Raw genomic sequence first — 25,594 nt, 5'->3', positions numbered from 1 at the left:
GGCGCCCTCGTTCGCCTCCGCGATCCGCAGCGCCTGCTCCACACCGTACTCGTCCAGCTCCGACAGCAGGCCGTCCACGCCCTCCCGGTCGGTGGTGTGATCGTCCTCGAAACGACGGTCCCCCGTCGCATCCGGCACGTACTTCACACAGACGACGATCCTCAAGCTCATGAGCGGTTCTCCTGTCAGGGGTGCACGGATGCACGGATGCACGGATCCATGGCCTCAGGCTTTGCCGAGGGTACTGAGTGCCAGGCCCGGGCCGGCCGCGACCCGCGCGTCGCTAGCGCCACCTGGACCGGCATGCCGTGTCGGCTCTCTCTTCGACTGGCTTCAGAGGCTCCACCGAGAGAATACGGCACTCAGTACCCCTCGTAAAGGAACTCAGTACCCTTCCCGGTGCCCCGGGGGGCGCGGGCCGTCGTCCTGCGGCGCGGCGCCCAGGGCGACGGCGGCCTCTCCCGTGTGGACGCGGAACGTGAGGGATTCCTGGAGGTAGAGCCGCACCGTCTCGGCGTCGTGGGAGAGGTAGCCGACGGAGACGTCCTGGCCCAGGAAGAGCTCGAAGTCGCCGCCGCGGGTGGAGAGCAGGAAGGCGCCCTCGATGGCGGGGGCCCAGATGATGTCGCCGTCGAGGAGGCGGGCCAGGTGGTTGTGGACCGGGTAGCCGTGGTCGCTGGTCTCGTTGACGGCGGTGAAGGCGGCCGCGCCGAGCAGCAGCGAGTAGGGGCCGCCGACGCCGGCCAGGCGCAGGGCGGTGAGGGCCCGGCTGACCGCCTCGGGGTACTCGCGGACGTCCTCGGGCAGGGGGACCGGGGGGTTGCTGGAGGCGGCCCGGATGCCGTCGATCGCGGCGGCGCGGTAGCCCTCGAAGACGGCGCGGTCCTCGGCGAGGGCGAGGGTGCGGGCGGCGTCCTTGACGGGCTGCCAGTCGGAGTCGCGGGAGCCGCGCTCGACGTCGTCCACGGCCTCCCGGCTGACGGTGAAGGGCACCCGCAGCTCGACCACCGGCTGCGCGGCGCGGGCGCGTGCCCGGACACCGTCGAGCGGGGGTTCGATGCCGGTCAGGTGGCCGGTGCCGACGGCGGCGAGGACGGCGCCCTCGGGGCCGTTCAGGTCGACCACCCGGCGGCCGGCGAGGTGCAGTTTGAAGGTCTGACGGGCCTCCTCCTCGATCTCCTCCCAGGCGGGGGCGGAGACGGGGGCGAGGTCCCGGTGGAGGTTGTTCATGCGCGGGGTCCTGTTCGGGGGGTCGTCTGCTTGAGGCTGCCGATGCCCAGCGAGCCGTCGCCCGGGCCGGGCGCGGCGGGCGCCTCCGACACGGCGGGCGCCTCGGATTCGGCGGGCGCGGCGGTGCCCGGCGCGGCGGCGCCCGGCGCCGGCGGCGGGGAGTCGAGGAAGTCGGCGGTCGGGACGAAGAACAGCGAACCGGTGACGGCGGTGGAGAAGTCGAGCAGCCGGTCCGTGGTGCCGGGCGGGTTGCCGACGAACATGTTGCGCAGCATCTCCTCGGTCACCCCGGGGTCGCGCGCGTAGCCGATGAAGTAGGTGCCGAACTCGCCGCCGCCGGTGAAGGACCCGAACGCCATGTTGAAGCGGACGATCTTCCGCTCCTCGCCGTCCGGCCCGGTGATCACGGTGAGCGCCACGTGCGAGTCGGCGGGCTTGGCGTCGTCGGCCAGCTCGATGTCGGTGAGCTTGGTGCGGCCGACCGCGCCCTCCTGCTCCTCGACGCTCAGTGCGTTCCACTTGTCGAGGTCGTGCAGGTACTTCTGCACGACGACGTAGCTGGCGCCGGCGAAGTCCGGGTCCTCCGCGCCGACCAGCGCGGCACTCACGGCGGCCCGGCCCTCGGGGTTCTCGGTGCCGTCCACGAAGCCGAGCAGGTCCCGGTCGTCGAAGTACCTGAAGCCCTGGACGGAGTCGACCACGGTGGCGGCTCCGGCGAGCCGCCCGGTCAGCTGCCCGGCCAGTTCGAAGCAGAGGTCCATCCGCTCGGCCCGCAGGTGCAGCAGCAGGTCGCCGGGGGTGCTCGGGGCCAGGTGCCGGGTGCCGGCCACCTCCTGGAACGGGTGCAGGGAGGCCGGCCGGGGGCCGTCGAAGAGGCGGTCCCAGAGCTCCGATCCGATGCCGGTGACGCAGGTGAGGCCGCCCTCGGGGGCCCGGAAGCCGACCGATCGGCGCAGCCCGGCGAGGTCGGGCAGCAGGCCCCGGACGGCGTCCTCGCCGCCGGGCCGCACGGTGAGCACCAGGAAGACGGCCGCGCCGGTCAGCGGGGAGAGCACCGCCTGCGGTTCGGCCTGCGGTTCGGGCGGGGGTTCGGGATGCATGCGTTCGGACCTCCTCGGGGCACCCGGGCCAGTACACCGCACAGCGGACGGTTCGGCGCGGTCGGCGCGCATTCGAATGGCCCCGTCGGACGGTGGTCCGGCGGGGCCATTCGAATGCGCGGGCGCGGTCCGGTCAGGCCCGCAGGGCCGCCAGCTGCTCCGCGAAGGGGACCACCTGCTCGGGCACCGCCGGGGCGGCCGGGGCCCGGCCGGCGAGCAGGCCCGCCAGTTCGCCCGCCGCGCGGTCGATCCGGCGTGGCAGCCCGTCGGTGAGCCCGTCGCCCGTCGTGCCCCAGTCGTCGGTGGCCGCGTAGACGGCGGTCGGCAGCACCACCGCGCGCAGGTAGCTGAACAGCGGGCGGACGGCGTGCTCCAGGGCGAGCGAGTGCCGGGGGGTGCCGCCGGTGGCGGCGATCAGCACCGGCTTGCCGGTGAGCGCGTCGTCGTCGATCACGTCGAAGAACGACTTGAACAGGCCGCTGTAGGAGGCGGTGAAGATCGGCGTCACCGCGATCAGGCCGTCCGCCTCCGTCACCGCCCCGATCGCATCGCGCAGTGCGGCGCCGGGGAAGCCGATGACGAAGTTGTTCGCGATCTCCACGGCGAGGTCCCGCAGTTCGACGACGGTGACCTCCACCTCCCGGCCCTCCGGGGCGAGTCGGCGCACGGTCGACTCGGCGAGCCGGTCCGCCAGCAGGCGCGTCGAGGACGGCTTGCTCAGTCCGGCGCTCACCACCGCCAGCTTGTACGCGGTCACTTGGCCACCTCCGCCTTCGTCTCGTTCTCGTCCCGGGCCGCGACCAGCGCGGTGTGGGTCGGCCCCTCCGGCACGTCGGCCGGGCGGCCCTTGGCGAACTCCTCGCGCAGCACCGGCACGACCTCCTCGCCGAGCAGGTCGAGCTGCTCCAGGACCGTCTTCAGCGGCAGGCCGGCGTGGTCCATCAGGAACAGCTGGCGCTGGTAGTCGCCGAAGGTCTCGCGGAAGGTCAGGGTCTTCTCGATGACCTCCTGCGGGCTGCCGACGGTCAGCGGGGTCTGCTCGGTGAACTCCTCCAGCGACGGACCGTGCCCGTAGACCGGCGCGTTGTCGAAGTACGGGCGGAACTCGCGCACCGCGTCCTGGGAGTTCTTCCGCATGAACACCTGCCCGCCGAGGCCGACGATCGCCTGCTCGGGCGTGCCGTGGCCGTAGTGGGCGTAGCGCCGGCGGTAGAGGTCGACGAGCTTCCGGAAGTGCTCCTTGGGCCAGAAGATGTTGTTCGCGAAGAAGCCGTCCCCGTAGTAGGCGGCCTGTTCGGCGATCTCGGGGCTGCGGATCGAGCCGTGCCAGACGAACGGCGGGACGTCGTCCAGCGGGCGCGGGGTGGAGGTGAAGCCCTGCAGCGGGGTGCGGAAGCGGCCCTCCCAGTCCACGACCTCCTCGCGCCACAGCCGGTGCAGCAGCGCGTAGTTCTCGATCGCGAGCGGGATGCCCTGGCGGATGTCCTTGCCGAACCAGGGGTAGACGGGGCCGGTGTTGCCGCGGCCCATCATGAGGTCCACCCGGCCCTCGGCGAGGTGCTGCAGCATCGCGAAGTCCTCGGCGATCTTCACCGGGTCGTTGGTGGTGATCAGGGTGGTCGAGGTGGAGAGGATGAGGCGGTCGGTCTGCGCGGCGACGTAGCCGAGCATGGTCGTCGGCGAGGACGGGACGAACGGCCGGTTGTGGTGCTCGCCGGTCGCGAAGACGTCCAGGCCGACCTCCTCGGCCTTGCGGGCGATGGCCACCATGGCCTTGATCCGCTCGTGTTCGCTCGGGGTGCGGCCGGTGGTGGGGTCGGTCGTCACGTCGCCGACGGAGAAGATTCCGAACTGCATGCTGCTCACCACGTCCCAGGTAGTCCAACTTTCAACCATCCTAGCAGTCGGGTGCGGCCGACTATTCCCGCCGACAATGGAAGACGGGACGTCGACGACGAGGGGCTCCGGAAGGGCGGCGGAACGATGGCGCCGTACATCGCGGTGAGCGCGCTGAGCCACGAGGGCCTGGTGCGGGAGCACAACGAGGACAGCCTCACGGTCGGGCCGTGGACGCTCTGCGCCACCGTGACCACCAACCCGCAGACCCTGCTCTTCCCGCTCGGACCGCCCTGCGTGGTCGCGGTCGCCGACGGCCTCGGCGGCCACCCCGGCGGCGAGGTCGCCAGCGCCCTGGTCGCCCGCCGGCTCGCCGCCCACGGAGGCGGGCTGGGCGACGAGGATGCCGTCCGGGAGGAACTGCAGGAGTGCAACCGGGCCGTCTACGCGGCCGCCGCCGAGGAGCCGGAGCTCGCCGCGATGGGCACCACCGTCGCCGGGCTGGTGCTGCTGCCCGAACGGGCCCTGGCCTTCAACGTCGGCGACAGCCGGGTCTACCGGATCACCGGGGACGGGCTGAGCCGGGTGAGCGTGGACGACAGCCCGCCGCTGCCGCCCGGGCGGCGCACCACCTCGGTGGTCACCCAGACGCTGGGCGGCTCACTGGGGCTCACCTTCGTCGAACCGCACCTCCGGACCGCCCCGCTGGCCGCCGGCGACCGGTACCTGGTGTGCAGCGACGGCCTGACCGACCCGGTGCCCGAGGAGGAACTGGCCGAACTGCTGGCCCGGCCGTATGAAGGGGCCGAGCGCTCCGACGGCAAGGCCGCGTTCGAGCTGTGGCGGGCGGCGATCGAGGCGGGCGGTCCGGACAACATCACCCTGGCGCTGGTGCGGATCGGGGCGTAGCCGCCTTACGGGCGCGCGGACCCGCCCCGGGCTCACGGCCGCCCCGGGCGCACGGATCCGCCCCGGCGGGGCGCCGGAGCGCTCCGCCGGGGCGGTCACCCGACCGTCGGCCGGGTGCTCGGCTCACATCTCGCTCGTGACGCTCACCCCGCCGAAGCCCTGCTGGGCGTAGAGGCTGAAGTAGACGTAGCCGGCCGGCGGGTCGGTCACGGTCAGCGTCTCCGAGTTGTCCGGGCCGGTCGAGCGGGCCGCGTTCGCATTGGTGTACGCCCAACCGCTCGGGTTGTAGTAGAGGTCGCCGTTGCCGGTGCCGCCACTGGTGGTGATCTTCACCTGCTTGGTGCCGGCCGGCACCAGGAGGTAGAAGTGCGCGTAGTTGCCCGTGGTGGCCGCGACGTTGCTGCGGCCGCAGCCGGCGTCCAGCTGCCGGGGGTCGGCGGCGGTGCACTCCGGCACCTGCGGGACGGTCGGGCCGGTGGCACAGGCGCCGTTCGCGCACTTGGTCAGCCAGCTGTCGAAGTCGGCGTCGTACCGGGTGCCGATGGTGGTCTTCAGCAGGGTGCGGGCGCCGGCCCAGTCGCCCACCCGGTAGTCGGCGAGGACCGCGTCGGTGTCGGCGCGGTGCTGCTCCAGCATGTAGCGGACGGCGAGGTAGCCCCAGCGGTAGACGCGGTCCTGGTCGCCGTAGACGGTGTCGAAGAGGTCGCTCAGCTTGTAGACGTGCCGGGCGGCGGCCGCGATGGCGGCGTCGTTGCTCACCTTCCGGTACGAGTAGGAGACGTACTCGGCGAAGCCCTCGACCCACCAGACGGTCGGGGTGGTCATGCCGGCGTTGAAGTCGCCGTACATGTCGAACCGGCCGTCGAGGTAGTGGGTGTACTCGTGGTTGAGGTTCCAGATCTCGAAGGACGGGCGGGCCCACTCGGCCTCGTAGCAGAGGAAGCGCGGCTGGTTGCCGACCGCGGTCGGGTCGCCCTCCAGGTACATGCCGCCGTTGTTGGTGTCGATGCCGTAGATCGCGGCCGCCAGCACCTGGTAGTCCAGCGAGGAGTGGAAGACCACGACCTCGATGCCGGTGTTCCCGTCGTCCTTGACCGGGCCCTTGTCCTTGACCACCGAGTGGAAGAAGGCGTCCTGGCCGTTCAGGCTGGTGCAGGTGGCGCCCAGCTGGGTGCTGTCCAGCGCCTGCGCGATCAGCTTGATGCTCGCGCTGCAGGTGTGGGTCACCGTCAGCACACCGGACTTGAGCTGGTCGGCGGCGTTGCAGGTGCCGTAGTACGAGCAGTTGCCGGCGTCGTAGTAGCCGACCGCCTCGGCGACCGCGGCCCACTGGAAGACGGTGCGGCCGTTCGGGGCGGCCTTGTCGACCAGCGCCTTGGCGAGCGGACGGACCTTGGCCTGGAGCGCCGTGTCCTTCAGGAAGCGGCCCAGCTCCTTGGTCGCGTTGTAGACCAGTACGCCGAAGTCGCCGCCGAGCAGGGCGTTGTTGCGGGTCGCGAAGCCGGAGAGGGCGTCCAGCAGGCTGGGGTCGGCCTCGACGGCCGTGTCGAAGCCGGCCACCTGGTGGCCGCGGAACAGCACGGTGAACACCGGGTTGACCGACCAGGCCATGCCGGCCGGGTTCCAGGTCGCGCTGTCGTAGTCGGTCAGCAGCCGCTTGACCACCGGCAGGTAGCGGACGTTCTCCTGCGCGCTGTCGATCAGGGTGACGGCCTCGCCCAGGACGGGCGCGTTGCCCGCGACGACGTCGTGCGAGTGCGCGCTGCCGAAGAACGCGTCCAGCCCGGAGCGGATCGCGGTCTGCAGGGTGGTGCCGTACGGGCCGACGTCGTCCTTATGGTACCACTGCGCGAAGTAGCCCGCGCGCAGGTAGAGCGCCAACTGCTCGACGGAGGTGGAGTCGTCACCCGGGTAGCTGCCCGCCGCGTCGCGCAGCGCGTACGCCACGGTGGTCATCTGCTCCTCGCGGAACGCGCCCCGCGCGTCGCCGCCGGTGAGCTGGAAGAGGGAGTTGATGCACTGGACGTCGGCGGCCTTGATGTGCTGGACCAGGTCGCTTCCGGTCCGACCGGTGAAGTCGCCGGTGGTGCACGCCTGTTCGGCCGCAGCACCGGGACGGAGGGAGTCGGCGGTCGGCCGGGCCTCGGCCGGGCGGGTGTCCAAGGGGATCGGGGCCCGTTGGTCGGCGGATGCGAACTGGCGTGCGCCGTCGCCGCGTTCGGGGGTGCCGGTGGCGGGCTGCGGCGCCGGCCCGGCAGGCGTGGCGGGGGTGGGCGCACCGCCGTGGGCGGTGGGGGCGGCCTGGCTCTGCGGGGCGAAGAGGCCCGCCGCCAGGAACAAGGACAGGACGAGCGTCAACAATCGTGCCAGCTGCGGGAGTCGCAGCAAACGCGCGGGACTCACGTGGGGGCCTCCGGGCCGTCGTCGGCCGCGGGTTGGGGCGCGGCCGGTGGGGGGATCGAGGACCGTTGGCGGCGGGCCGCGTGGGGCGGTTCCGCCGGGGACACGGTGGGGAGTGTGACATGTACCATGGCACACATCACATGGCCTTGGGAACCCTCAGGGCTGCGCTCGGTTCGCGGGAGGAAACGCACGGAGGCCGTGGTGACGGTCCGTCACCACGGCCTCTCCGAGGGCCGGTTGCCCGCGCGTACAGGCTACTTGCGCAGCAGCAGGGTCACACCCGCAGTCACGAGGCCGAGCACGACGGCCGCCGCGCCGTACGCCAGCCGGTGCGACCGCACCACCGGCAGGAAGCGGTCCACCGCGTAACGGCCGGGGCCGGTCAGCGCGAGCGCGGCCGCGCCGGCCGCCAGCAGCAGCGCGAACTCGAAGCCCTTCGGGGCGAAGAAGCCGCCGTCCCAGGTGACCGCGATCGCGTTGACCATCGTGCCGACCACCGCGGCCCCCGCCAGCGGCGTCAACAGGCCTACGGCGAGGGCGAGTCCGCCCAGCGTCTCGGTGAGGCCGGCCACCACGGCCATGACGTTCCCGGCCGGGTAGCCGCTCATGGTGAAGAAGTGACCGGTGCCGTCGATCCCGCCGCCGCCGAACCAGCCGAACAGCTTCTGGCTGCCGTGGACGGCCATGGTCAGGCCGAGGGCCAGGCGCAGGAGCAGGAGCCCGGCGTCATAGGCGTGCGGGGTGGCCGCCAGCCCGGAGGTCTCCCCGGACGGGCGGGCGGCGGGACTGGTGGCGGCGGTCGTGCTCGGGCTGCTGCTCGGCATGCGCGTCTCCATCGATCGAGGGTCGGTCGTCATCGGCCTGAGCCGATGTGAAGGGGTTCTGGTGGTGCGGCACCGAGGAGTCATGATCCTGACATCATTGTTCAACGTTGAACAGGCCGCTGCTCCGACGGTACCCTGGAGTTCGAATTTGAACAACTGACGGTTCGTGGGCAACTAGCGGCCCGCGCCCCGGCTGGGGCAGGGTGAGGACATGGCTCAACGCAGGCAACACCAGCGGGCGGCACGCACCGGCACCCCGTACCCCGAAGCCCTGGCCGCCTTCGGCGAACGCGTCCGGCTGATCGCCCCGGACCAGTGGGACTCCCCCACCCCGTGCACCGACTGGTCCGTCCGCGACCTGGTCAACCACCTCACCGGCGAGCAGCTCTGGGTGCCCGAGCTGCTCATGGGCGCCACCATCGGCGAGGTCGGCGGCCGCTTCGACGGCGACGTGGTCGGCGCGGACCCGGTCGCCGCCTGGACCGACGCCGCCGAGGCCGCCCGCGAGGCCTGGGCCGTCCCCGGCGCCACCGAACTGACCGTCCACCTCTCCTTCGGCGACGTCTCCGGCCAGTACTACCTGGACCAGCTCACCACCGACCTCGTCATCCACAGCTGGGACCTCGCCCAGGGCATCGGACGGCACACCCGGCTCCCCGCCGACCTCGTCGACTTCGCACTCGGTGAGATCAGCGGCTACGGCGACCTCTCCGGCAGCGGGATCTTCGACCCGCCGCTGCCGGTCGCCCAGGACGCGGCCCCGCAGACCCGGCTGCTCGCCCTCACCGGGCGGCGGGACACCGGGTGAGCGCACGCCCGCCCAGGTGAGCGCAGCGGCCCGGTGTGCACCGGCGTGCCCGGGGGAGCGGCCCGACGCCGGATACTGGAAGGTGCGGGGGCAGTCTTCCGTGCGAGAGGCGGGCACCATGAGCCGCAGGCCGGACATCCTCGGCGAATTCACCGCCGACCACCGGGCGGTCACCGAACTGCTCGACGCGATCGAGGCCGCGCCGGCCCGCGGCACCGACCGCGGCGACCTGGTGACCAGGTTGACCGACCTGCTGTTCGCCCACTGCACCGCCGAGGAGGAGCACCTCTTCCCCGTGGTGCAGCACGACGTGCCCGACGGCGGGGCCCTGGTGTTCAGCAGCATCCACGACCACCTGGCGATCGGGCAGTACCTCTCCGACCTGCAGGCGCTCCAGCCGGCCGACCCGGCCTTCGACACCCTGCTGCGCGGCCTCGCCGACACCCTGCGGCGGCACCTGCGCGGCGAGGAGGACCGGCTCTTCCCCGCCGCCCGCAAGGCGCTGCCCGCCGCCGCCCGCACGGCGCTCGGCGACCGGCTGCGCGCCGAGCGCGCGGAACTCGGCCTCGGCCCTCCGGTCAGCCCTGCGGACTGATCACCGCGAACCGGGCGCCCTCGCGGTCCCGCAGCCGCGCCACCCGCCCGTACGGGGAGTCGAAGGCCGGGCCGAGCGCCGCGCCGCCCAGCTCGACGGCCCGGGCCAGCGCCCGGTCGGTGTCCGGGACGGCGAAGGAGACCTCCCAGTGCGGCGGCATCCCCGCGGGGCCGCTCGACTGCTCCTTGGCCAGCGCCGCGACACTGGTGCCCTCCGCCCGCAGCACCACCCGGTCGTGCTCCCAGCGGACGTCGAAGCGCTCCGGGTCGCGGCCGTCCCAGCGGAACACCTCGCCGTAGAACAGCGCCGCCGCGAACGGGTCCGGGGTGCGCAGCTCGATCCAGACCGGCGCTCCAAGCAGCTCCAGCTTCCGGGCCCAGCCCAGCGGGCCCTCCCAGATGCCGAACACCGCACCCGCCGGGTCCGCCGCGAAGGCCACCCGCCCGGCGTCGAAGGCCAGCGGGCCGACCGCCAGGGTCGCGCCGCGCTCACGCACCGCGTCGGCGGCGGCGTCGGCGCTCTCCGTCCCGAAGTAGCTGGTCCACGCGAGCGGGATGGCCCCGCCGCCCGGGGCGCCCAGCCCGGCCACCGCCTCCCCGCCGGTCACGGCGTGCACGTACGGCCCGAAGCGGTCCGGTCCGGCCTCGAACTCCCAGCCGAGCAGCGGCCCGTAGAACTCCTTGGCCCCCTCCAGGTCTCCGGCCGTCAGGCTCACCCAGCACGGAACGGCCGCCACACAACGCACCTCGGCGGTCTCACCGCTGCCCATCGCGGACCTCCTCGCCCACCCGGCCGCCGGGCCCCTCCCGACTCCCACGGCCCACCGGCCGCCCGGGACGCCCACAGCCTAGGCCGCCACCCCGGACAGCCCGGGGAAGCCATGCCCGGATCGGCGCACCCGGCTCCCCGTGCACCCGGCCCTCCGGGGCGCGGCGGGCGGAAGTCCGAGGTGGCCGCGACCCGATGGCCGGGGCCGGGTGGCGGGCGGCGGGTGGCGGGTGGCGGGCGGTGGCGGGCCGCGCGCCCGCCGGACCGGCCGGAGCCCGCTCCGCACCCCGGCACGAGGACCGACCGCCAGTCCATGTGGCGCAGGTCACACTGCCACGGGAAATTCCGGGGACGGATTCCCCGTTTCCGAGTACGTTGGCAGAAGCGGGGAGAATTTCCCCGGTATCCTGGAGGAGCAGTCGTCGTGACCACCGCCACCGCCGAGTCGGTCCGTCCCGCGGGGAGTGTGCGTACGCCCAAGTTGCGTGCGGACGCGAGCCGGAACCGGGAGCGGATCGTGCTGGCGGCCCGGGACGCGTTCGTCGAGCACGGTGCGGATGCGCCGCTGGACGAGATCGCGAAGCGGGCGGGGGTCGGCAACGCCACCCTGTACCGGAACTTCCCGGACCGGATGGCACTGATCCGCGAGGTGGCACTGCTCGTCAAGAACCGCATCCTGGCCCTCGCCGAGACGGCGACGGCGGAGGCGGACGCCGCTGACGGCGGCGGCCCGTTCGACGCTCTGCAGCGGTTCGCGCACGCGACCGTCGCGGAGAAGGTCGGCGGCCTCTGCGCGCTGTTCACCAGCCATGTCGACCCGCTCGACCCGGAGTTGACCGAGATCCGGGAGCGCCTGCGGACCGCCGTGAGCGGACTGATGGAGCGCGCCCGGGCCGCGGGCGAACTGCGGCCGGACGTCGAGCACGGCGACCTGTTCATCGCGATGAGCCAGCTGACGCGGCCACTGCCGGGCACCTCGTGCCGGGCGCTGGACGAGTTCGTCCACCGGCACCTGCAGCTGTTCCTGGACGGCCTGCGCGCGCCGGCCCGTTCGGTCCTGCCCGGCCGGGCGGCGACCTTCGAGGACTTCCTGACCCAGAACTGACCGAGCACCACCCTGATCCGAACACCGCGGCCGACCCGAACACCACGGCCGATCCGACCGGCGACCCCGAGCGCCCGCCGCACCCGAGCGGCGCCGCACAGGCCCGCCTCCGAGCTTTTCGAGCACCATTCACCGTACGGCAACCTGCCGTTCCCGTACGGGAGTTGACCGTTCACGCACACCACGCACCGTGAAGTGAGTACCCCCATGTCTCAAACCGACGCCCGACCGGCGACACTGCCCGATCCTCGGCGCTGGAAGGCCCTGATATTCATCGGCCTCGCCCAGCTGATGGTCGTCCTCGACGCGACCATCGTGAACATCGCCCTGCCGTCCGCCCAGCGCGACCTGGGCATCTCCGACGGCAACCGCCAGTGGGTGATCACCGCCTACGCGCTGGCCTTCGGCGGCCTGCTGCTGTTCGGCGGCCGGATCGCGGACCTCTGGGGCCGCAAGCGGACGTTCATCGTCGGCCTGACCGGCTTCGCCCTCGCCTCCGCACTCGGCGGCGCCGCGGCCAACACCGCGATGCTGCTCGGCTCCCGCGCCCTGCAGGGCGTGTTCGGCGCGCTGCTCGCCCCGGCCGCGCTGTCGCTGCTCGCGGTGACCTTCACCGAAGCCAAGGAGCGCGCCAAGGCCTTCGGCATCTACGGTGCGATCGCCGGTGGCGGTGGCGCCATCGGCCTGATCCTCGGCGGCCTGCTGACCGAGTACATGAACTGGCGCTGGACCTTCTTCGTCAACATCCCGTTCGCCATCGTGGCCGCCGTGGGCGCCGTCATGGTGATCCACGAGCCCGCCGAGGGCCGCAACCGCAACAAGCTGGACATCCCCGGCGTGCTGCTGGTGACCACCGGCCTGGTCTCCCTGGTGTACGGCTTCACCCGGGCCGAGTCCTCCGGCTGGACGGCCGGCAGCACCCTGGGCCTGTTCGTCGCCGCCGTCGTGCTGCTGGGCGCCTTCGTCCTGGTGGAGCGCAGGGTCAAGGCCCCGCTGCTGCCGCTGCGCGTGGTGCTGAACCGCAACCGCGGCGGGGTGTACCTGTCGCTGGGCATGGCCGTGATCGGCATGTTCGGCCTGTTCCTCTTCCTGACCTACTACCTGCAGGTCGTGCGCGGCTACAGCCCGGTGCTGACCGGCGTCGCCTTCCTGCCGATGGTGGCGGGCATGATCACCGGCTCGACCCAGATCGGTGCCCGGCTGATGACCCGCGTCCCGGCGCGCTACCTGATGGCGCCCGGCTTCCTGACCGCCTCGGTCGGCATGTTCCTGCTGACCCACATCGGCCTGGACACCTCGTACCCGGCGCTGATCCTGCCCGGCCTGATCCTGATGGGCCTCGGCATGGGCACCGCGTTCATGCCGGCCATGAGCCTGGCCACGTACGGCGTCCAGCCGCGCGACGCCGGGGTGGCCTCCGCGATGGTCAACACCTCGCAGCAGGTCGGCGGCGCCATCGGCACCGCGCTGCTGAACACCATCGCGGCCAGCGCGACCACCAGCTGGCTGACCTCGCACGCCACCGCCGCCGCGGCCGGCTCGCCGGCCGCCGCCAAGGCCCTGCAGTTCCAGGGCATGGTGCACGGCTTTTCGACCGCGATCTGGGTGTCCTTCGGGATCCTGGTGGCGGCCGCCACGGTCGCCTTCACCTTCATCAACGCCGGCCGGCCGGGCTCGTCGGGTGCGGCCACCGGTGCGGTCGCCGCGAAGAGCGACGAGGTGCCGGTGCTGGTGCACTGACGCGCAGGGGTTACTCGGGTGCGTACGCGGCCCGTCCGGTGTCTCACGGCACCGGGCGGGCCGCTCGGCGTTTCCGGCGAGGGCGCAGCCTCCGGTACCGCCTCCGGCGCGGTCTCCGGTGCACGTCCCGGCCGACCCCCGGGTGGAAGTGGGGATGATCCCCCGTTTAAGGTGGAGCCCAGTGCGAATCGGGGACATCTCCCCGTTTCCTTGGGACCGAGGTGCGTGCGACATGACCCGGAATCAGAGCCCAGGACGGGGGCGGCGGGCCGCCGACTGGGCGGACGGCCGACTGGGGATCCACACCCTGGCCAGGGCCAACCTCCGCAAGATCTTCCCGGACCACTGGTCCTTCATGCTGGGCGAGATCTGCCTCTACACCTTCCTGATCATCATCCTGACCGGCGTCTGGCTGACCCTGTTCTTCAAGCCGAGCATGGGCGAGGTCGTCTACGACGGCTCCTACGTGCCGCTCAAGGGCATCGCGATGTCGGAGGCCTACGCCTCCACCGTGGACATCAGCTTCGAGGTCCGCGGCGGGCTGCTGATCCGCCAGATCCACCACTGGGCGGCGATCGTCTTCGTCGCCGCCATGTTCGTCCACATGATGCGGGTGTTCTTCACCGGCGCGTTCCGCAAGCCGCGCGAGATCAACTGGGTCTGTTCTTCACCATCCACGTGCTGCTGATCCCCGGCATCATGCTCGGCCTGCTGGTCGCGCACCTGATCCTGGTCTTCTACCACAAGCACACCCAGTGGGCCGGGCCCGGCAGGACCGAGAAGAACGTCGTCGGCATGCCGCTGATGCCGGTCTACCTGGCCAAGGCCGGCGGGTTCTTCTTCCTCGTCTTCGGCATCGTGGCGCTGGTGTCGGCGATCGCGACCGTCAACCCGATCTGGTCGTACGGCCCGTACCGGCCCGACCAGGTCTCCACCGACGCCCAGCCGGACTGGTACATGGGCTTCGCCGAGGGCCTGATCCGGGTGATGCCCGGCTGGGAGGTCGGGCTGTGGGGGCACACCCTCAACCTCGGCGTACTGATCCCGTTCCTGCTGTTCCCCGTGATCCTCTTCGCCATCGCGGCCTACCCCTTCGTGGAGAGCTGGGTGACCGACGACGCGCGGGAGCACCACCTGCTCGACCGGCCGCGCAACGCTCCCGTGCGCACCGCGCTCGGCGCCGCCTGGATCAGCCTCTACCTGGTGATGCTCGCGGGCGGCGGCAACGACCTCATCGCCACCCACCTGCACCTGTCGCTCAACGCCATCACCTACGCGGTGCGCGCCGGCGCCTTCGCCGTCCCGGTCGCCGTCTTCCTCGTCACCAAGCGGTGGTGCCTCGGCCTGCAGCGCCGGGACCGCGAGAAGGTGCTGCACGGACGGGAGACCGGCGTCATCAAGCGCCTGCCGCACGGCGAGTTCACCGAGGTGCACGCCGGGCTCAGCCCTGCCGAACGGCACCGGCTCACGGCACACGAGCAGCCCCGCCCCCTCGTCCTGCCCGCCCCCGCGGACGAGAATGGAGTGGCCCGCCCGACGGGAGCGCTCACCCGCACCCGGGTCAGGCTGTCCCGCGGATTCCACGGCGAACACGCGCAGATCCCCAAGCCCACCGCCGAGGAGTACCGCGAGATCGCCGAGGGCCACGGGCACTGACCCGCCCCCGACACCAGAGGGAGGACATCGTGCACGACCGAACCGACCAGCTCGCCGACAGCAGATACCTCCTGCTCACCACCTTCGACGAGCACGGCAACCGGCAGGAGTCGCAGCTCTGGGTCGTACAGGACGGCACGGCCCTCGGGGTCTGGACCCCCGCCCACTCCGGCGAGGCCGAGCGCATCCGCCGCCACCCCCGGGTACTGATCGGCCCCTGCGACGCCCACGGACGCCCGACCGGCCGCCGCCTCCCGGCCCGCGCACGGCTCTGCGACCCGGACGCGACCGCGCGCTACCGCACCTCGCTGATCAACAAGTACGGGCTCACGGCGCTGATCGCGCTGGCCCGCAGCCGGTTCCGGGTCGGGTTGGCCGGGACGGTCGGGATCCGGATCACGCTGAACGAGCTGGAGCAGCGGCTGGTCGGGCCGGAGTGGCAGCCACCGGGCACGTACTGCGTCAACTGAGCGGCAGGGCGCTCCGTGCTGCGGTGCTGCGGTGCTGCGCGCTGCGGCGCTCCGTGCTGCGACGGCGGGGCGCTGCGGCGGGGGTCGGCGGGGCGGTGGGTCGGTGGGGCGCCGGGGTTCGTTCAGGAGTCGTCGTCCGGCGCCCGCGCCAGGTCCTCCGGCTCACAGGCCTCCCGGCCCGTGCCGACGTGGACGACCCTGATCGCCCGCTCGGGGCCGCCGGGCACGACCTGCTGCTCGCGCCCGCAGCGCGGGCAGATCAGCGGGATCCGCGCGCGGGTCGGCTCCGGTCCGGCGCGATCGCTCGGGGTGGTCACGAGAGCGGGTGGGTCGGGACCGGGCTGACCTCCTGGATCTCGCCGTGGGCCTTGGTGAGCAGCTGGGAGGCGAGGTCGTTGAGCGCCCGGGCCCCCGCGATCTCCTCGCCGACCCGCAACTGTTCCGGGTCGGAGGGGTGGCGACTGCTGTAGCCGTGGGCCCGCAGTTCGCGCCCGTCGCCGAGCCGGAGCAGGGCGGCGGCGCTGGTCCGCGGGCCGTCCTCGCGGAACTCCATCTCGATGTGCCAGCCGACCAGAGTCTGCATGGCGGATCACCTCCATCGGTTACCCCTCCAGAGTGCGCCGCACCCCGCGTGAACACCAGGCCAGCCGGGCCCGGGCCACCCCGGGGGCGAGTTGAACGCGTTCAACACTGCGGCGTAGAGTCGACGTCGAAGCTCATTTGAACGCGTTCAATGGAGGGTCCGCCATGGACGGAGGCACCACCGAACTGGTGGACCTGCTGATCCTGCTCGGCATGGGCGCCGTCGTCCCGCTCGGCCTCGCCCTGATCGACGAACCCGGCCTCGCCCGGATCCGCCGCCTCTGGCCGGTCGCCGCCGTACCCGGCGCACTCTCGCTCTGGCTGCCGCACGGCCCCCTGGCCACCGGCAACGCCGCCGTCTACGCCCTCGGCACCCTGGCCATCGCCCTGCACGCGCCGCTCCGGCTGGCCCGCACCCGCTCGCTCGCGCCCGCCGAGGTCGCCGTCCTCACCGCGCTCGCCGCGCCCTCGGTGGCAGGTGCCGCGCTGGTCGCCGAGCGCTCCGGCTACCCGCTGTTCGGCTTCGAGCCGCACATCCTGGCCCTGACCGTCCCGCACTTCCACTACGCGGGGTTCACCGCCGCCCTGATCGCCGGGCTGGTCTGCCGCGCCGCCGATCCCGGCTCCGGCGCGGCCCGCTGCGCGGCACTCAGCGTGCCGGCGGGCACGCTGCTGGTGCTGGCCGGGTACTTCCTCGGCGACTGGTGGCAGTTCGCGGGAGCCGCCGTGCTGGCCGTCGGCATGTGGCTGGTCGGCCTGGTCACCTGGCGCGAGCTGCGCCCCCGGACCGGCGACGCGGCCACCGCCCGGCTGCTCGCCGCCTCCTCGGCCGTCCTCGCGCTCACCATGCTGCTCGCCCTCTGGTGGGCGCTCGGCCGGGCCGCCGGACTCCCCCACCCCACCCTCACCTGGATGGCCGCCACCCACGGAGTCGGCAACGCGCTCGGCTTCGCCCTCTGCGCCCTCCTCGCCTGGCGCCGGATCGCCGCCGACCGGGCCACCACCGCTCGACGGGCCACCACCGGCCCGACCACCGGCGCCCGCACCACCGCGGAGGCCCACCGATGAACGACTACAGCCACCCCGAACAGGGCGCCAGCCTCACCGGCGACCTGCCGGCCGGCTACGGCCACCTGCGGCACCGGGCCCGGATCGGCCACGGCCGCGCCGCGCTGGACGCCGCCGGCGCGGCCCTCCTCGACTGGCGGATGCACCGGCTGGCCGGCGTCCGGATCGACGCCGACGCGGACCGGGCCGCCCCGGGCGTCGCCGTGCGGTGCGCGATCGGTCTCGGCCCCCTGCGGGCCGGCGCCCCCAACCGGGTCCTGGCCGTCGTCGACGGCCCCGACCGGTACGGCTTCACGTACGGGACGAGGGCCGGGCACCTGGCGCGCGGCGAGGAGACCTTCGTGGTCGAACTCGCCCCGGACGGCGGCGTCTGGTTCGGCGTCACCGCCTTCAGCCGGCCCGTCGCCCGGTACGCCCGGTTGGCCGGTCCGCTGCTCCCGCTCGCGCAGCGCGCCTTCGCCCGGCGGTGCGGGCGGATGCTGGCCCGGATCGCGGCCCGGGCGCGGTAGCGGCTCGGGCGGGGCAGGCGGCTTGGGCACGGTAGCGGCTCGGGCGGGGCAGGCGGCTTGGGCAGGCGGCCGGGACAGGGCAGGCGTCGGCGGAGGAAACCGCTGGTGGGTGCGGTGACTGGTTTGGGATGATCGCCGAGTGATGTCGATTCAGCCGGTCCTGGCGACCTTCGCCCCCGAGACCGACGGCGACGACGTCGAGCCGGACGGCGAGAAGGTGGCCGCCCGCGGCACCGCCGTCCCCGCCGCGCTCGTCCTCGCGCCAGGCCTGGAGGCCCCCGCATGACCAGCTTCCACACCCACCGGGCCCGGGTGCACGACGCCTCGCTCCCGCCGTACCGGCGGCACAGCGCGCTGCGGACCTGCCTGACCTGCTTCGCCCCGTACGGCCTGCGGGCGACGTACCACCACCTCACCGTCAGCGCCCGGATGCCCCGGCATTTGGAGACGGACCCCGACGCGCTGGTTCGCGCGGTGGACGAGCTGCACGAGGCGCGCGAACTGTGGCTGGCCCGGGCGGAGGAGTACACGGCGCAGCGCCGGGCGCAGAAGCGGGCCGGGCAGCGGATGCCGCCGCGGACGGCGTGGTGGCACCGGCCCCGGTGGGGCTGGGGCTCGCCGGACTCGGCCTGGAGCCACGATCCTTTCCTGCACCCGCCGTTGAGCCTGCCCGACTACGTCCGGCGACAGAACGCGCTGCTGGACGGGACCGAGCTGCCCGGCTGCCCGGCCTGCGGGGAGGAGGGGCCGCCGGTGCCGATCCCGACCTGCGGCGACCGCACCGAGTTGTGCCGTTCCTGCGCACGGGTGCTGACGCCCTGCCCGTGCGGGGGGTGGCACGGCTTCGAACCGACCGTCCGGGTCGGCTGGGGCCGGACGTGGCGACGGGAGCACCTGACCGGCACCGGGGAGCCGGACCCGCACTGGCCCGGGGTCCGGGGCACCGCCCGGATCGAGCGGCTGGCCCCGTACCAGTACGTGCACCCGCGCCCGCTGTCCTGAGAGTCAGGACCGGTGGGCCGGGACGGCGACCAGGACCGCGCCGGTGTCCTGGACGCGCACCTCGAAGTGGTCGATGTCCCCCGGCTGCAGCGCCGCGCCGCCGGTGGTGCGCAGGACGCCGCTCCGGCCTCCGTAGCCGCTCGCCGGGACGGACCAGGTGTTGACCGTCTGCCGCTCGCCGCTGTGCGCCACCGCCACCAGACTGCAGGTCAACGGCCCCTGGACACCGCTGAGTTGCATGCTGATCCGGCTGCCCCAGGTGGCGCCGTCCAGACCGACGGTGGCGTGCGCGCCGGTGGTCGGGTCGGTGGCGCCGAACTGCTCGGCCACGGCGACCACGGCCGGCGCGCTGTCGGCGGTGATCACCGCGGCCGTGACGGCGGGGCCTGCCACCACGGCCACCGAGGCGGCCAGGGCCAGCACCAGCCTGCGCACCCGGCCGCGCCGCCGGACGGTCCCGACCTCGGCGACCAGCCGGTCCAGGAGCTGCGGATCGGGGGAGGGCAAAGGCCCGGACGGGTCCAGGCCGGCCTCCGCCGCGGAGGTCGCGTACTCACCCAACAGCGGCTCCAGGAAGCCGAGTTCGGCCACCTGCTCGGCGCACTGCGGGCAGTCTGCCAGGTGCTGCTCGAAAGCGGCGCGCTCGGCGGGCTCCAGCAGGCCGAGGACGTACGCACCGGCGTCGACGTGCTCCGGGCCGCCGAAGGCCGAGTCCGAGCCACCGGGGGCACGCTCCGCGCCGCCCGGCACGGAGTCGGGTCCGCCGGGGACGGGCTCCGCGCCGCCCGGCGCGGAGTCGGGGCGCTTGGTCACGATGTCACTCCCCGTTCCTCCAGCGCGAGCCTGAGCGAGCGCAGTGCGTAGTACACCCGCGACCGTACGGTCCCGGGCGGGATGCCGAGGTCGGCCGCCGCCTCGGTGGCGGTGCGACCCTTCAGGTAGGTCTCGACGATGATCTCGCGGTGCGCCTGCGAGAGGTCGCCGAGCGCGTCAGCGACGGTCATCATCCGCAGCGCCCGGTCGAGCTCGTCGTCGGCGGGCAGCAGTTCCAGGGCCGCGGCGTCCACCTCGCGCGGCCGGGCCCGGGCGCTGCGGTGGCCGTCGATCACGATCCGCCGCGCGACCGTGACCAGCCAGGGCCGCAGCGAGTCCACCTCCGGGTCGAGCCGGTGGATGTTGCGCCAGGCGCGTACCAGGGTCTCCTGGACCACGTCCTCGGCCCGCTGGCGGTCCCCGGCCACCAGGTGGAGCACGAAGCCGAGGAGCGGACCGGCGTGCTCGCGGTACAGGGCGCGCATCAACTCCTCGTCCGACGCCTCCGTGCCGTGGCCGGCGCTGCCGCCGACGGGGTGCTCATCGGTCACCACTTCATCGTTGCGCACCCGGGCCTCCCGGTCGAGGGCGGTCGTCATCGGTCAGTAGCCGGGGACGCTGGGCTTCGGGCTGGGGGTCGCGGGGCTCGGGGCGGACGCCCCGGTGCCCGCCTTGCCGCCGTCCGGGGTCACCGCGAACCAGGTGCCGCCCACGCCCTGGCCCTTGGTGTCGCCGGGCTTGGCGTCCGGCGAGTAGCGGTAGACCGGCCAGCCGTTGAGGGTGACCTGCTTGGTGCCGTCGGAGCGGGTGACGGTGCCGACCAGCTTGCTGTCGATGCCCTTGACGGTGACGTTGCCGCCGGCGTGCTCGGGCGGCCAGATCGTGGCGCAGTTGCCGTTGCAGGAGGACTCCGACGGGTTGTCGTGGTCCTGGTCGAAGCGGTAGAGCGTGAAGCCGGCGCTGTCGGTGACGATCGTGCCCAGCTTGGGGTCGTTGACGGTCTGCAGGGTCGCGCTCGCCGGGGCGCTCTGGCTGCCCGACATGCTCGGGGCGCCGGACGACGTACTCGGTGCGCCGGACGTGCCGCCCCCGGACGACCCGCAGCCGGCGATCAGGGCGGCCGCCGCGATGCCGGAGGCGGCCAGGACGGCGGCCCGGCTGGTGCGGATTCTACTGCGCATGGGGTGGCTCCTGCAGTCCGGACGGAGTGGTCACCCTCCTGTACGCGCGGTACCGGCCCGGCGCTCAACGCCGGGCGCACCGCTTTCCGGATCCGCTCCCGATCAGCTCCCTTATCCGCCGCGGAATCCGCCCCGGATCGCGTCCGGAATACGTCACCCAGCAGCGCCGTTGTGGCGGGCACATGGTCTGTACCGCAGTCTCCGGAAGGGAAGGAATCGCGAGATGAGCAGCACGGTCGAGCTGACCAAGGAGAATTTCGACGACATCGTCCCGGGCCCGGACGGCAAGGACTTCGTCTTCATCGACTTCTGGGCCGGGTGGTGCGGGCCGTGCCGCCAGTTCGCCCCGGTGTACGAGAAGGCGGCCGAGCGCCACTCCGACCTGGTCTTCGCCAAGGTGGACACCGAGGCGCAGCAGGAGTTGGCCGCCGCCTTCGGCATCCAGTCGATCCCGACGCTGGCGATCATCCGCGAGGGCGTGCTCGTCTTCTCGCAGGCCGGCGCGCTGCCGGAGGCGGTGTTCGAGGACCTGATCGGCCAGGCCCGCAACCTGGACATGGCCGAGGTGAAGCGCAAGGTCGCCGAGGAGCAGGCGGCCGAAGGCCAGGCCTGATCCCGGTCCGGCGAGGCCCTGGGGAGCGACCTCTCCCGGGCCCTCTGGGCTGCCCCGGCGGTCTCGCCGTGCGGTGGCGGCCGGGCCGGGGCCGGGCGGCGGGGCGGCGGTCAGTCCGAGGGTCCGCTCGGCGGCCGCGATCCGCTCGCGCAGCGGCTGCGGCAGCACCCGCCGGATCCTGGCGAGCCCGGTCTCGCCGGCCCGCTCCTTCCGCCGACTCCCCTACGTGCCGCCGACTCGCCATCTGCGGCGTCCCACCGGCTTCCGTCCGGACCGGATCCTAGAGTCATCGGTGACGGCAGGCCCCCGGAGGTCCCCGCTCCCGGTCCGGTGCGTCGGGAGGCCCGTCGAGGCCCCGTCACCACCCCACCGACGAAGGAGTGATCCGCGATGAGCACGTTCGTACTGGTCCCCGGCCTCTGGCTCGGCGCCTGGGCCTGGGACGAGGTGGCCGCGCCGCTGCGCGCCGCCGGGCACCGGGTGCACCCCGTGAGCCTGCCCGGGTTGGCCGAACGGGCGGGCGAGAGCGGCGAGTTCGGCCTGGAGGAGCACATCGCCGACCTGGCCGACCTGCTGGTCCGCGAGGACCTGTGGGAGGTCGTGCTGGTCGCCCACAGCGGTGCCTGTGCCCCGGTGAGCGGGCTCGCGGACCGGATGCCGGAGCGGATCCGCCGGGTGGTCTACCTGGACAGCGGCCCGCTGGCCGACGGCTCCGCGCTCTACGACCTCTGGCAGCCCGACTACCAGCGGATGGTCGAGGCCTCGGTGGTCGACGGCCGGCTCCCGATGCCGCCCTGGGAGGACCTGGCCGCGCACGGCGCCAGCCCGGAGGGCCTGGACGGGGCCGCGCTGGCGCGGGTCCGCTCCCTCGCCACCCCGCACCCGGCCGGGGCGTACCGGGACGAACTGCGTCTGACCGGCGCCGGGGCCGCCCTGCCGCAGGCGCTGGTGTCCTGCTCCTTCCCGCTCGCCCAGGTCCGCGAGCTGATCGCGGCCGGCCACCCGTACTTCGCCGGGATGGCCGGGCCGAACTGGGAACTGCGCGAACTGCCCACCGGGCACTGGCCGATGTTCTCCCGCCCGGCCGACACGGCGGCGGTGCTCGCGGAACTCGCCACGGTCTGAGGCTCCGCCCGGCTGTGCTCTGCGCGCCCGGGCCGTGGCCCCTGCGCGTCCTGTGCGTGTCCGTCCGTCGCGTCGACGCGCCCGGCCCGGCAGGATAGGGCGCACGCCGTATCCGAGCGGAGAGCGAGACCACGTGACCGAGCAGCCCAGCCGCATCGAACCACCCGCCGCGGAGCCCGAGTTCCGCCGGGTGGCCGGCGCGGTGGTGCCCGGGCGCGCCGCCGACGTGCCGCACCGCGTGCCGCTCGCCCCCCTCGTCTCCTGCACCGCGATCACCCCGCGGACGTGCGCCGAGCGCACGGAGTGGCCGCCGGAGGCAGTCCGGGCCAGGCTCGGGTACGTGACGGAGGGCAGCCGCAGTGGGATCCCCCGCTGGATCCCCGGCCGGGGCGGCCCGGCCGGGGTCCGGCGCGCCCGCGCCCGGCTGCTCGACATCTGCGAACGCACACCCGCCACCCCGGCCCCGCGTGCCGGGGTGGCCATCGACACGACGGAGGACCGGGCATGACCAGCACCGCCGAGGAGTACGACGTCATCGTCCTGGGGGCCGGCCCGACCGGCGAGAACGTGGCGGACCGGACGGTCGCCGCAGGGCTGCGCACGGTGATCGTGGAGGCCGAACTGGTCGGCGGCGAGTGCTCCTACTGGGCCTGCATGCCGAGCAAGGCGCTGCTGCGCCCGGTCGCCGCGCTGGCCGACGCCCGCGCGGTGGCCGGATCCCGGGAGGCGGTCGGTGACGGGCGCCTGGACCCGGCCGCGGTGCTGGCCCGGCGGGACTCCTTCACCTCGCACTGGAACGACGACGGCCAGGTGCGGTGGCTGCGGGACACCGGCATCGAGCTGGTCCGCGGCCACGGCAGGCTGGCGGGCGAGCGGACGGTGACGGTGGAGGCCGAGGACGGCAGCGAGCGGGTGCTGACCGCCCGGCACGCCGTCGTGGTGTGCACCGGCAGCCGCCCGGTGCTGCCCCCGCACGTGCCCGGGCTCGCCGAGGCCCACCCGTGGACCAACCGGGAGGCGACCGGCGCTCGGACCGTCCCCGGGCGCCTCGCGGTGGTCGGCGGCGGGGTGGTCGGCGTGGAGATGGCCGCCGCCTGGCGGGCGCTCGGCGCCGAGGTCGTCCTGCTGGTGCGCGGCGAGGGGCTGCTGCCCAGGATGGAGCCTTTTGCGGGCGAGCTGGTGGCCGAGGGCCTGCGGGACGCCGGGGTGGACCTCAGGTTCGGCACCGAGGTCACGGCGGTGGAGCGGACGGACGGCTCCGGGTCGGTGACCCTGACGCTCGCCACCACCCGGGACGGGCAGGACGGTGGCGGGAAGCTGACCGCCGACGAGGTGCTGTACGCGACCGGCCGGGCTCCGCGCACCGCCGACATCGGGCTGGAGCAGGTCGGGCTGAAGCCGGGCGCCTGGCTGGACGTGGACGACAGCTGCACGGTGCTCGGCGTGGACGGTGCGGTGGGCGTGGGCGGCGGGGACGGCGGTGGCGGCGAGTGGCTGTACGCCGCCGGGGACGTCAACCACCGGGCGCTGCTCACCCACCAGGGCAAGTACCAGGCCCGGATCGCGGGCGCGGTGATCGCCGCCCGCGCCCAGGGGCGCCCGCTGGACACCGCGCGCTGGGGCGCGCACGCCGCGTCCGCCGACCTCGCGGGCGCGCCCCAGGTGGTCTTCACGCAACCGGAGGTCGCCGCCGTCGGACTCACCCTGGCCGCCGCCGAGGAGGCCGGCCTGCGGGTCAAGGCCGTCGACCACGACCTCGGCGCCGTCGCCGGGGCCTCCCTGTACGGCGACGACTACCGCGGCCGGGCCCGGGTGGTCTTCGACCTGGACCGCCAAGTGCTGGTCGGCGCCTGCCTCGTCGGCCCCGCGGTGGCCGAGCTGCTGCACTCCGCGACCGTCGCCGTGGTCGGCGAGGTGCCGATCGACCGGCTCTGGCACGCGGTGCCCGCCTACCCGACGATCAGCGAGGTGTGGCTGCGGCTCCTGGAAGGCTGCCGGGGGTAGCCCTGCGGACGGACGGCCCACCGGGTGAACGGACGGCCTCCCGAGTGAACGGCGCGGCGAGATGTGACCACCGGTGGACGGCGGGACACTGGCAGTCGGGGGCCGTCCCGGGGGGCCGTACGTGACCCAGGTGGTGTGAGGCATGACCGAGGTGCTGTTGGCCGTCGGAACCGAGAAGGGCCTCTTTCTCGGCCGCAGCCGCGACCGGCTGACGTGGAAGTTCAGCGGGCCGCACTTCCCGATGAACGCGATCTACTCCCTCTCCGTCGACCGCCGGGGCGGCCGGACCAGACTGCTGGTCGGCGCCGACAGCAGCCACTGGGGGCCCGCCGTCTGGCGCTCCGACGACCTCGGCGCGAGCTGGTACGAACCTCCGCAGCCGGCCATCCGCTTCCCCGAGTCCACCGGCGCCTCGCTCACCCGGGTCTGGCAGCTGCAGCCCGCCGGACCGGAAGCCCCCGACGTCGTCTACGCGGGCACCGAACCCGCCGCGCTGTTCCGCTCCACCGACGGCGGCGAGACCTTCGCCCTGGTCGAGTCGCTCTGGGAGCACCCCCAGCGGCCGCAGTGGGGCGCCGGCTACGGCGGCCAGGGCCTGCACACCATCGTCACCGACCCGCGCGACCCGCAGCGGCTGCTGGTCGCCGTCTCCAGCGGCGGCGTCTACCGCAGCAAGGACGGCGGCGACAGCTGGGAGCCCTCCAACACCGGGCTGCGCGCCGAGTTCTTCCCGCCGGAGAGCCAGTACCCCGAGTTCGGCCAGTGCGTGCACAAGATCGCCCCGGACCCGGTCCACCCGGACCGGCTCTACCTGCAGAACCACGGCGGCGTCTACCGCAGCGACGACTGGGGCGGCACCTGGCACTCGATCGCCGACGGGCTGCCCGCCGAGTTCGGCTTCGCCGTCGCCGCCCACCCGCACCGGGGAGACACCGCCTACCTCTTCCCGCTCGGCGGCGCCGACGACCGCGTCCCGCCCGGCCGCCGCTGCCGGGTCTTCCGCACCACCGACGGCGGGAGCAGCTGGCAGCAGCTCGCCGACGGCCTGCCCGGCGAGGACCACTACGGCATCGTGCTGCGCGACGCGCTGCGCACCGACGACGCCGACCCGGCCGGGATCTACTTCGGCAACCGGACCGGCGACGTGTACGGCAGCCACGACGACGGCGAGAACTGGGCCCTGCTGGTCTCCCACCTGCCGGACGTGCTCTGCGTCCGGGCGGCTGTGGTGGCCTGAAGACCCGGTCGCCCCG

General features: G+C 73.7%; 27 protein-coding genes and 2 pseudogenes. 16 read left to right on the top strand and 13 right to left on the bottom strand.

Translation table 11 applies throughout. The features are described from left to right. The 5 genes and pseudogenes from IF30_RS0136415 to IF30_RS0136395 all read right to left on the bottom strand — a co-directional run. A pseudogene (locus tag IF30_RS0136415) lies at positions 1 to 171 on the bottom strand (electron transfer flavoprotein subunit beta); the annotation flags it as partial. Between the two features lie 213 nt (positions 172 to 384). Continuing rightward, positions 385 to 1,230 carry a family 1 encapsulin nanocompartment shell protein gene (locus tag IF30_RS0136410; RefSeq protein ID WP_051711991.1) on the bottom strand — a complete coding sequence of 282 codons (846 nt, stop codon included), beginning with the start codon at positions 1,228 to 1,230 and terminating at the stop codon, positions 385 to 387. Beyond that, a complete protein-coding gene (locus IF30_RS0136405; protein WP_030246612.1) occupies positions 1,227 to 2,330 on the bottom strand; it encodes a Dyp-type peroxidase in 1,104 nt (367 codons plus the stop codon). Before IF30_RS0136405 ends, IF30_RS0136410 begins: the two co-directional genes overlap by 4 nt. A 133-nt stretch (positions 2,331 to 2,463) precedes the next feature. After that, a complete protein-coding gene (locus tag IF30_RS0136400; protein WP_030246611.1) occupies positions 2,464 to 3,087 on the bottom strand; it encodes an FMN reductase in 624 nt (207 codons plus the stop codon). Continuing rightward, the gene (locus IF30_RS0136395; protein ID WP_030246610.1) at positions 3,084 to 4,187 is read right to left on the bottom strand and encodes an LLM class flavin-dependent oxidoreductase; all 1,104 of its coding nucleotides are present in this window, start codon (positions 4,185 to 4,187) and stop codon (positions 3,084 to 3,086) included. Before IF30_RS0136395 ends, IF30_RS0136400 begins: the two co-directional genes overlap by 4 nt. A gap of 126 nt (positions 4,188 to 4,313) precedes the next feature. Here IF30_RS0136395 and IF30_RS0136390 point away from each other — a divergent pair, with 126 nt between their 5' ends. Beyond that, the gene (locus IF30_RS0136390; protein WP_030246607.1) at positions 4,314 to 5,075 is read left to right on the top strand and encodes a PP2C family protein-serine/threonine phosphatase; all 762 of its coding nucleotides are present in this window, start codon (positions 4,314 to 4,316) and stop codon (positions 5,073 to 5,075) included. A 123-nt stretch (positions 5,076 to 5,198) separates the two neighbouring features. Here IF30_RS0136390 and IF30_RS0136385 read toward each other — a convergent pair whose 3' ends face one another. Both IF30_RS0136385 and IF30_RS0136380 read right to left on the bottom strand, forming a co-directional pair. Further along, on the bottom strand, positions 5,199 to 7,478 hold the full coding sequence (locus IF30_RS0136385; RefSeq protein ID WP_234322974.1) for a M9 family metallopeptidase: 2,280 nt from the start codon (positions 7,476 to 7,478) through the stop codon (positions 5,199 to 5,201). 254 nt (positions 7,479 to 7,732) lie between these two features. Continuing rightward, positions 7,733 to 8,302, bottom strand: a complete 570-nt coding sequence (locus tag IF30_RS0136380) for a DoxX family protein (protein WP_030246603.1) — start codon at positions 8,300 to 8,302, stop codon at positions 7,733 to 7,735. A gap of 211 nt (positions 8,303 to 8,513) precedes the next feature. Between IF30_RS0136380 and IF30_RS0136375 the strand changes: the two genes are divergently transcribed. Further along, positions 8,514 to 9,110 (top strand): TIGR03086 family metal-binding protein, encoded by a 597-nt coding sequence (locus IF30_RS0136375; RefSeq protein ID WP_051711988.1) that lies wholly within the window; start codon positions 8,514 to 8,516, stop codon positions 9,108 to 9,110. Between the two features lie 118 nt (positions 9,111 to 9,228). Beyond that, positions 9,229 to 9,705, top strand: a complete 477-nt coding sequence (locus IF30_RS44270; protein WP_051711985.1) for a hemerythrin domain-containing protein — start codon at positions 9,229 to 9,231, stop codon at positions 9,703 to 9,705. Here IF30_RS44270 and IF30_RS0136365 read toward each other — a convergent pair. Continuing rightward, positions 9,689 to 10,474, bottom strand: coding sequence for a VOC family protein (locus IF30_RS0136365; RefSeq protein WP_030246598.1), 786 nt, complete (start codon positions 10,472 to 10,474; stop codon positions 9,689 to 9,691). The two genes, IF30_RS44270 and IF30_RS0136365, sit on opposite strands and share 17 nt — an antisense overlap. A 423-nt stretch (positions 10,475 to 10,897) precedes the next feature. Between IF30_RS0136365 and IF30_RS0136360 the strand changes: the two genes are divergently transcribed. The 4 genes and pseudogenes from IF30_RS0136360 to IF30_RS0136345 all read left to right on the top strand — a co-directional run bounded on the left by IF30_RS0136360 (position 10,898) and on the right by IF30_RS0136345 (position 15,444). Then, positions 10,898 to 11,578 (top strand): TetR/AcrR family transcriptional regulator, encoded by a 681-nt coding sequence (locus tag IF30_RS0136360; RefSeq protein ID WP_051711982.1) that lies wholly within the window; start codon positions 10,898 to 10,900, stop codon positions 11,576 to 11,578. 207 nt (positions 11,579 to 11,785) lie between these two features. Beyond that, positions 11,786 to 13,318 (top strand): MFS transporter, encoded by a 1,533-nt coding sequence (locus IF30_RS0136355; protein ID WP_030246596.1) that lies wholly within the window; start codon positions 11,786 to 11,788, stop codon positions 13,316 to 13,318. A gap of 232 nt (positions 13,319 to 13,550) precedes the next feature. After that, a pseudogene (locus IF30_RS42540) lies at positions 13,551 to 14,974 on the top strand (cytochrome b). A 29-nt stretch (positions 14,975 to 15,003) separates the two neighbouring features. Next, positions 15,004 to 15,444, top strand: a complete 441-nt coding sequence (locus IF30_RS0136345; protein ID WP_063752942.1) for a PPOX class F420-dependent oxidoreductase — start codon at positions 15,004 to 15,006, stop codon at positions 15,442 to 15,444. Positions 15,445 to 15,566: 122 nt separating this feature from the next. Here the strand turns inward: IF30_RS0136345 and IF30_RS0136340 are convergent, their stop codons facing one another. Both IF30_RS0136340 and IF30_RS0136335 read right to left on the bottom strand, forming a co-directional pair. Beyond that, positions 15,567 to 15,761, bottom strand: coding sequence for a hypothetical protein (locus tag IF30_RS0136340; protein ID WP_030246595.1), 195 nt, complete (start codon positions 15,759 to 15,761; stop codon positions 15,567 to 15,569). Next, the gene (locus IF30_RS0136335; protein WP_030246594.1) at positions 15,758 to 16,027 is read right to left on the bottom strand and encodes a DUF1876 domain-containing protein; all 270 of its coding nucleotides are present in this window, start codon (positions 16,025 to 16,027) and stop codon (positions 15,758 to 15,760) included. The genes IF30_RS0136340 and IF30_RS0136335 overlap by 4 nt, the downstream gene beginning before the upstream one ends. 164 nt (positions 16,028 to 16,191) lie before the next feature. On the opposite strand from IF30_RS0136335, the gene IF30_RS0136330 reads away from it, so the two are divergent. From IF30_RS0136330 to IF30_RS44265, 4 genes are all read left to right on the top strand, one after another. After that, a complete protein-coding gene (locus tag IF30_RS0136330; RefSeq protein WP_051711980.1) occupies positions 16,192 to 17,094 on the top strand; it encodes a YndJ family protein in 903 nt (300 codons plus the stop codon). After that, complete coding sequence (locus IF30_RS0136325) at positions 17,091 to 17,603, top strand: DUF1990 family protein (RefSeq protein ID WP_030246590.1); 513 nt, start codon at positions 17,091 to 17,093, stop codon at positions 17,601 to 17,603. Before IF30_RS0136330 ends, IF30_RS0136325 begins: the two co-directional genes overlap by 4 nt. 142 nt (positions 17,604 to 17,745) lie before the next feature. Beyond that, positions 17,746 to 17,889, top strand: coding sequence for a hypothetical protein (locus IF30_RS48300; RefSeq protein WP_158835775.1), 144 nt, complete (start codon positions 17,746 to 17,748; stop codon positions 17,887 to 17,889). Then, complete coding sequence (locus IF30_RS44265; RefSeq protein WP_063752940.1) at positions 17,886 to 18,605, top strand: hypothetical protein; 720 nt, start codon at positions 17,886 to 17,888, stop codon at positions 18,603 to 18,605. The genes IF30_RS48300 and IF30_RS44265 overlap by 4 nt, the downstream gene beginning before the upstream one ends. Before the next feature lie 3 nt (positions 18,606 to 18,608). On the opposite strand, the gene IF30_RS0136310 is transcribed toward IF30_RS44265, so the two are convergent. From IF30_RS0136310 to IF30_RS0136300, 3 genes are read right to left on the bottom strand one after another with little or no spacing between them, the layout of a single operon-like run. Next, a complete protein-coding gene (locus IF30_RS0136310; protein WP_051711979.1) occupies positions 18,609 to 19,418 on the bottom strand; it encodes a zf-HC2 domain-containing protein in 810 nt (269 codons plus the stop codon). Next, the gene (locus IF30_RS0136305) at positions 19,415 to 20,017 is read right to left on the bottom strand and encodes a sigma-70 family RNA polymerase sigma factor (protein ID WP_030246583.1); all 603 of its coding nucleotides are present in this window, start codon (positions 20,015 to 20,017) and stop codon (positions 19,415 to 19,417) included. Before IF30_RS0136305 ends, IF30_RS0136310 begins: the two co-directional genes overlap by 4 nt. Positions 20,018 to 20,020: 3 nt before the next feature. After that, positions 20,021 to 20,599 (bottom strand): hypothetical protein, encoded by a 579-nt coding sequence (locus IF30_RS0136300; protein ID WP_051711976.1) that lies wholly within the window; start codon positions 20,597 to 20,599, stop codon positions 20,021 to 20,023. Positions 20,600 to 20,822: 223 nt separating this feature from the next. On the opposite strand from IF30_RS0136300, the gene IF30_RS50895 reads away from it, so the two are divergent. From IF30_RS50895 to IF30_RS0136275, 5 genes are all read left to right on the top strand, one after another. Beyond that, complete coding sequence (locus IF30_RS50895; protein WP_030246579.1) at positions 20,823 to 21,212, top strand: thioredoxin domain-containing protein; 390 nt, start codon at positions 20,823 to 20,825, stop codon at positions 21,210 to 21,212. A 390-nt stretch (positions 21,213 to 21,602) separates the two neighbouring features. Then, positions 21,603 to 22,337, top strand: coding sequence for an alpha/beta fold hydrolase (locus IF30_RS0136290; protein WP_030246578.1), 735 nt, complete (start codon positions 21,603 to 21,605; stop codon positions 22,335 to 22,337). Between the two features lie 133 nt (positions 22,338 to 22,470). Beyond that, positions 22,471 to 22,845: a hypothetical protein gene (locus IF30_RS42530; protein ID WP_051711974.1), complete on the top strand. Its 375-nt coding sequence runs from the start codon at positions 22,471 to 22,473 to the stop codon at positions 22,843 to 22,845. Then, on the top strand, positions 22,842 to 24,341 hold the full coding sequence (locus IF30_RS0136280) for a dihydrolipoyl dehydrogenase family protein (protein ID WP_030246572.1): 1,500 nt from the start codon (positions 22,842 to 22,844) through the stop codon (positions 24,339 to 24,341). The genes IF30_RS42530 and IF30_RS0136280 overlap by 4 nt, the downstream gene beginning before the upstream one ends. Before the next feature lie 142 nt (positions 24,342 to 24,483). After that, positions 24,484 to 25,578: a WD40/YVTN/BNR-like repeat-containing protein gene (locus tag IF30_RS0136275; protein WP_030246570.1), complete on the top strand. Its 1,095-nt coding sequence runs from the start codon at positions 24,484 to 24,486 to the stop codon at positions 25,576 to 25,578. The last annotated feature ends 16 nt before the right edge of the window (positions 25,579 to 25,594 follow it).

It is taken from the genome of Streptomyces sp. NRRL S-350 (genome assembly GCF_000719705.1).
In the GTDB taxonomy this organism is placed as follows: domain Bacteria; phylum Actinomycetota; class Actinomycetes; order Streptomycetales; family Streptomycetaceae; genus Kitasatospora.
The sequence above is the reverse complement of the archived record's forward strand: the minus strand, read 5'-3'. Positions and strand labels throughout refer to the sequence as shown.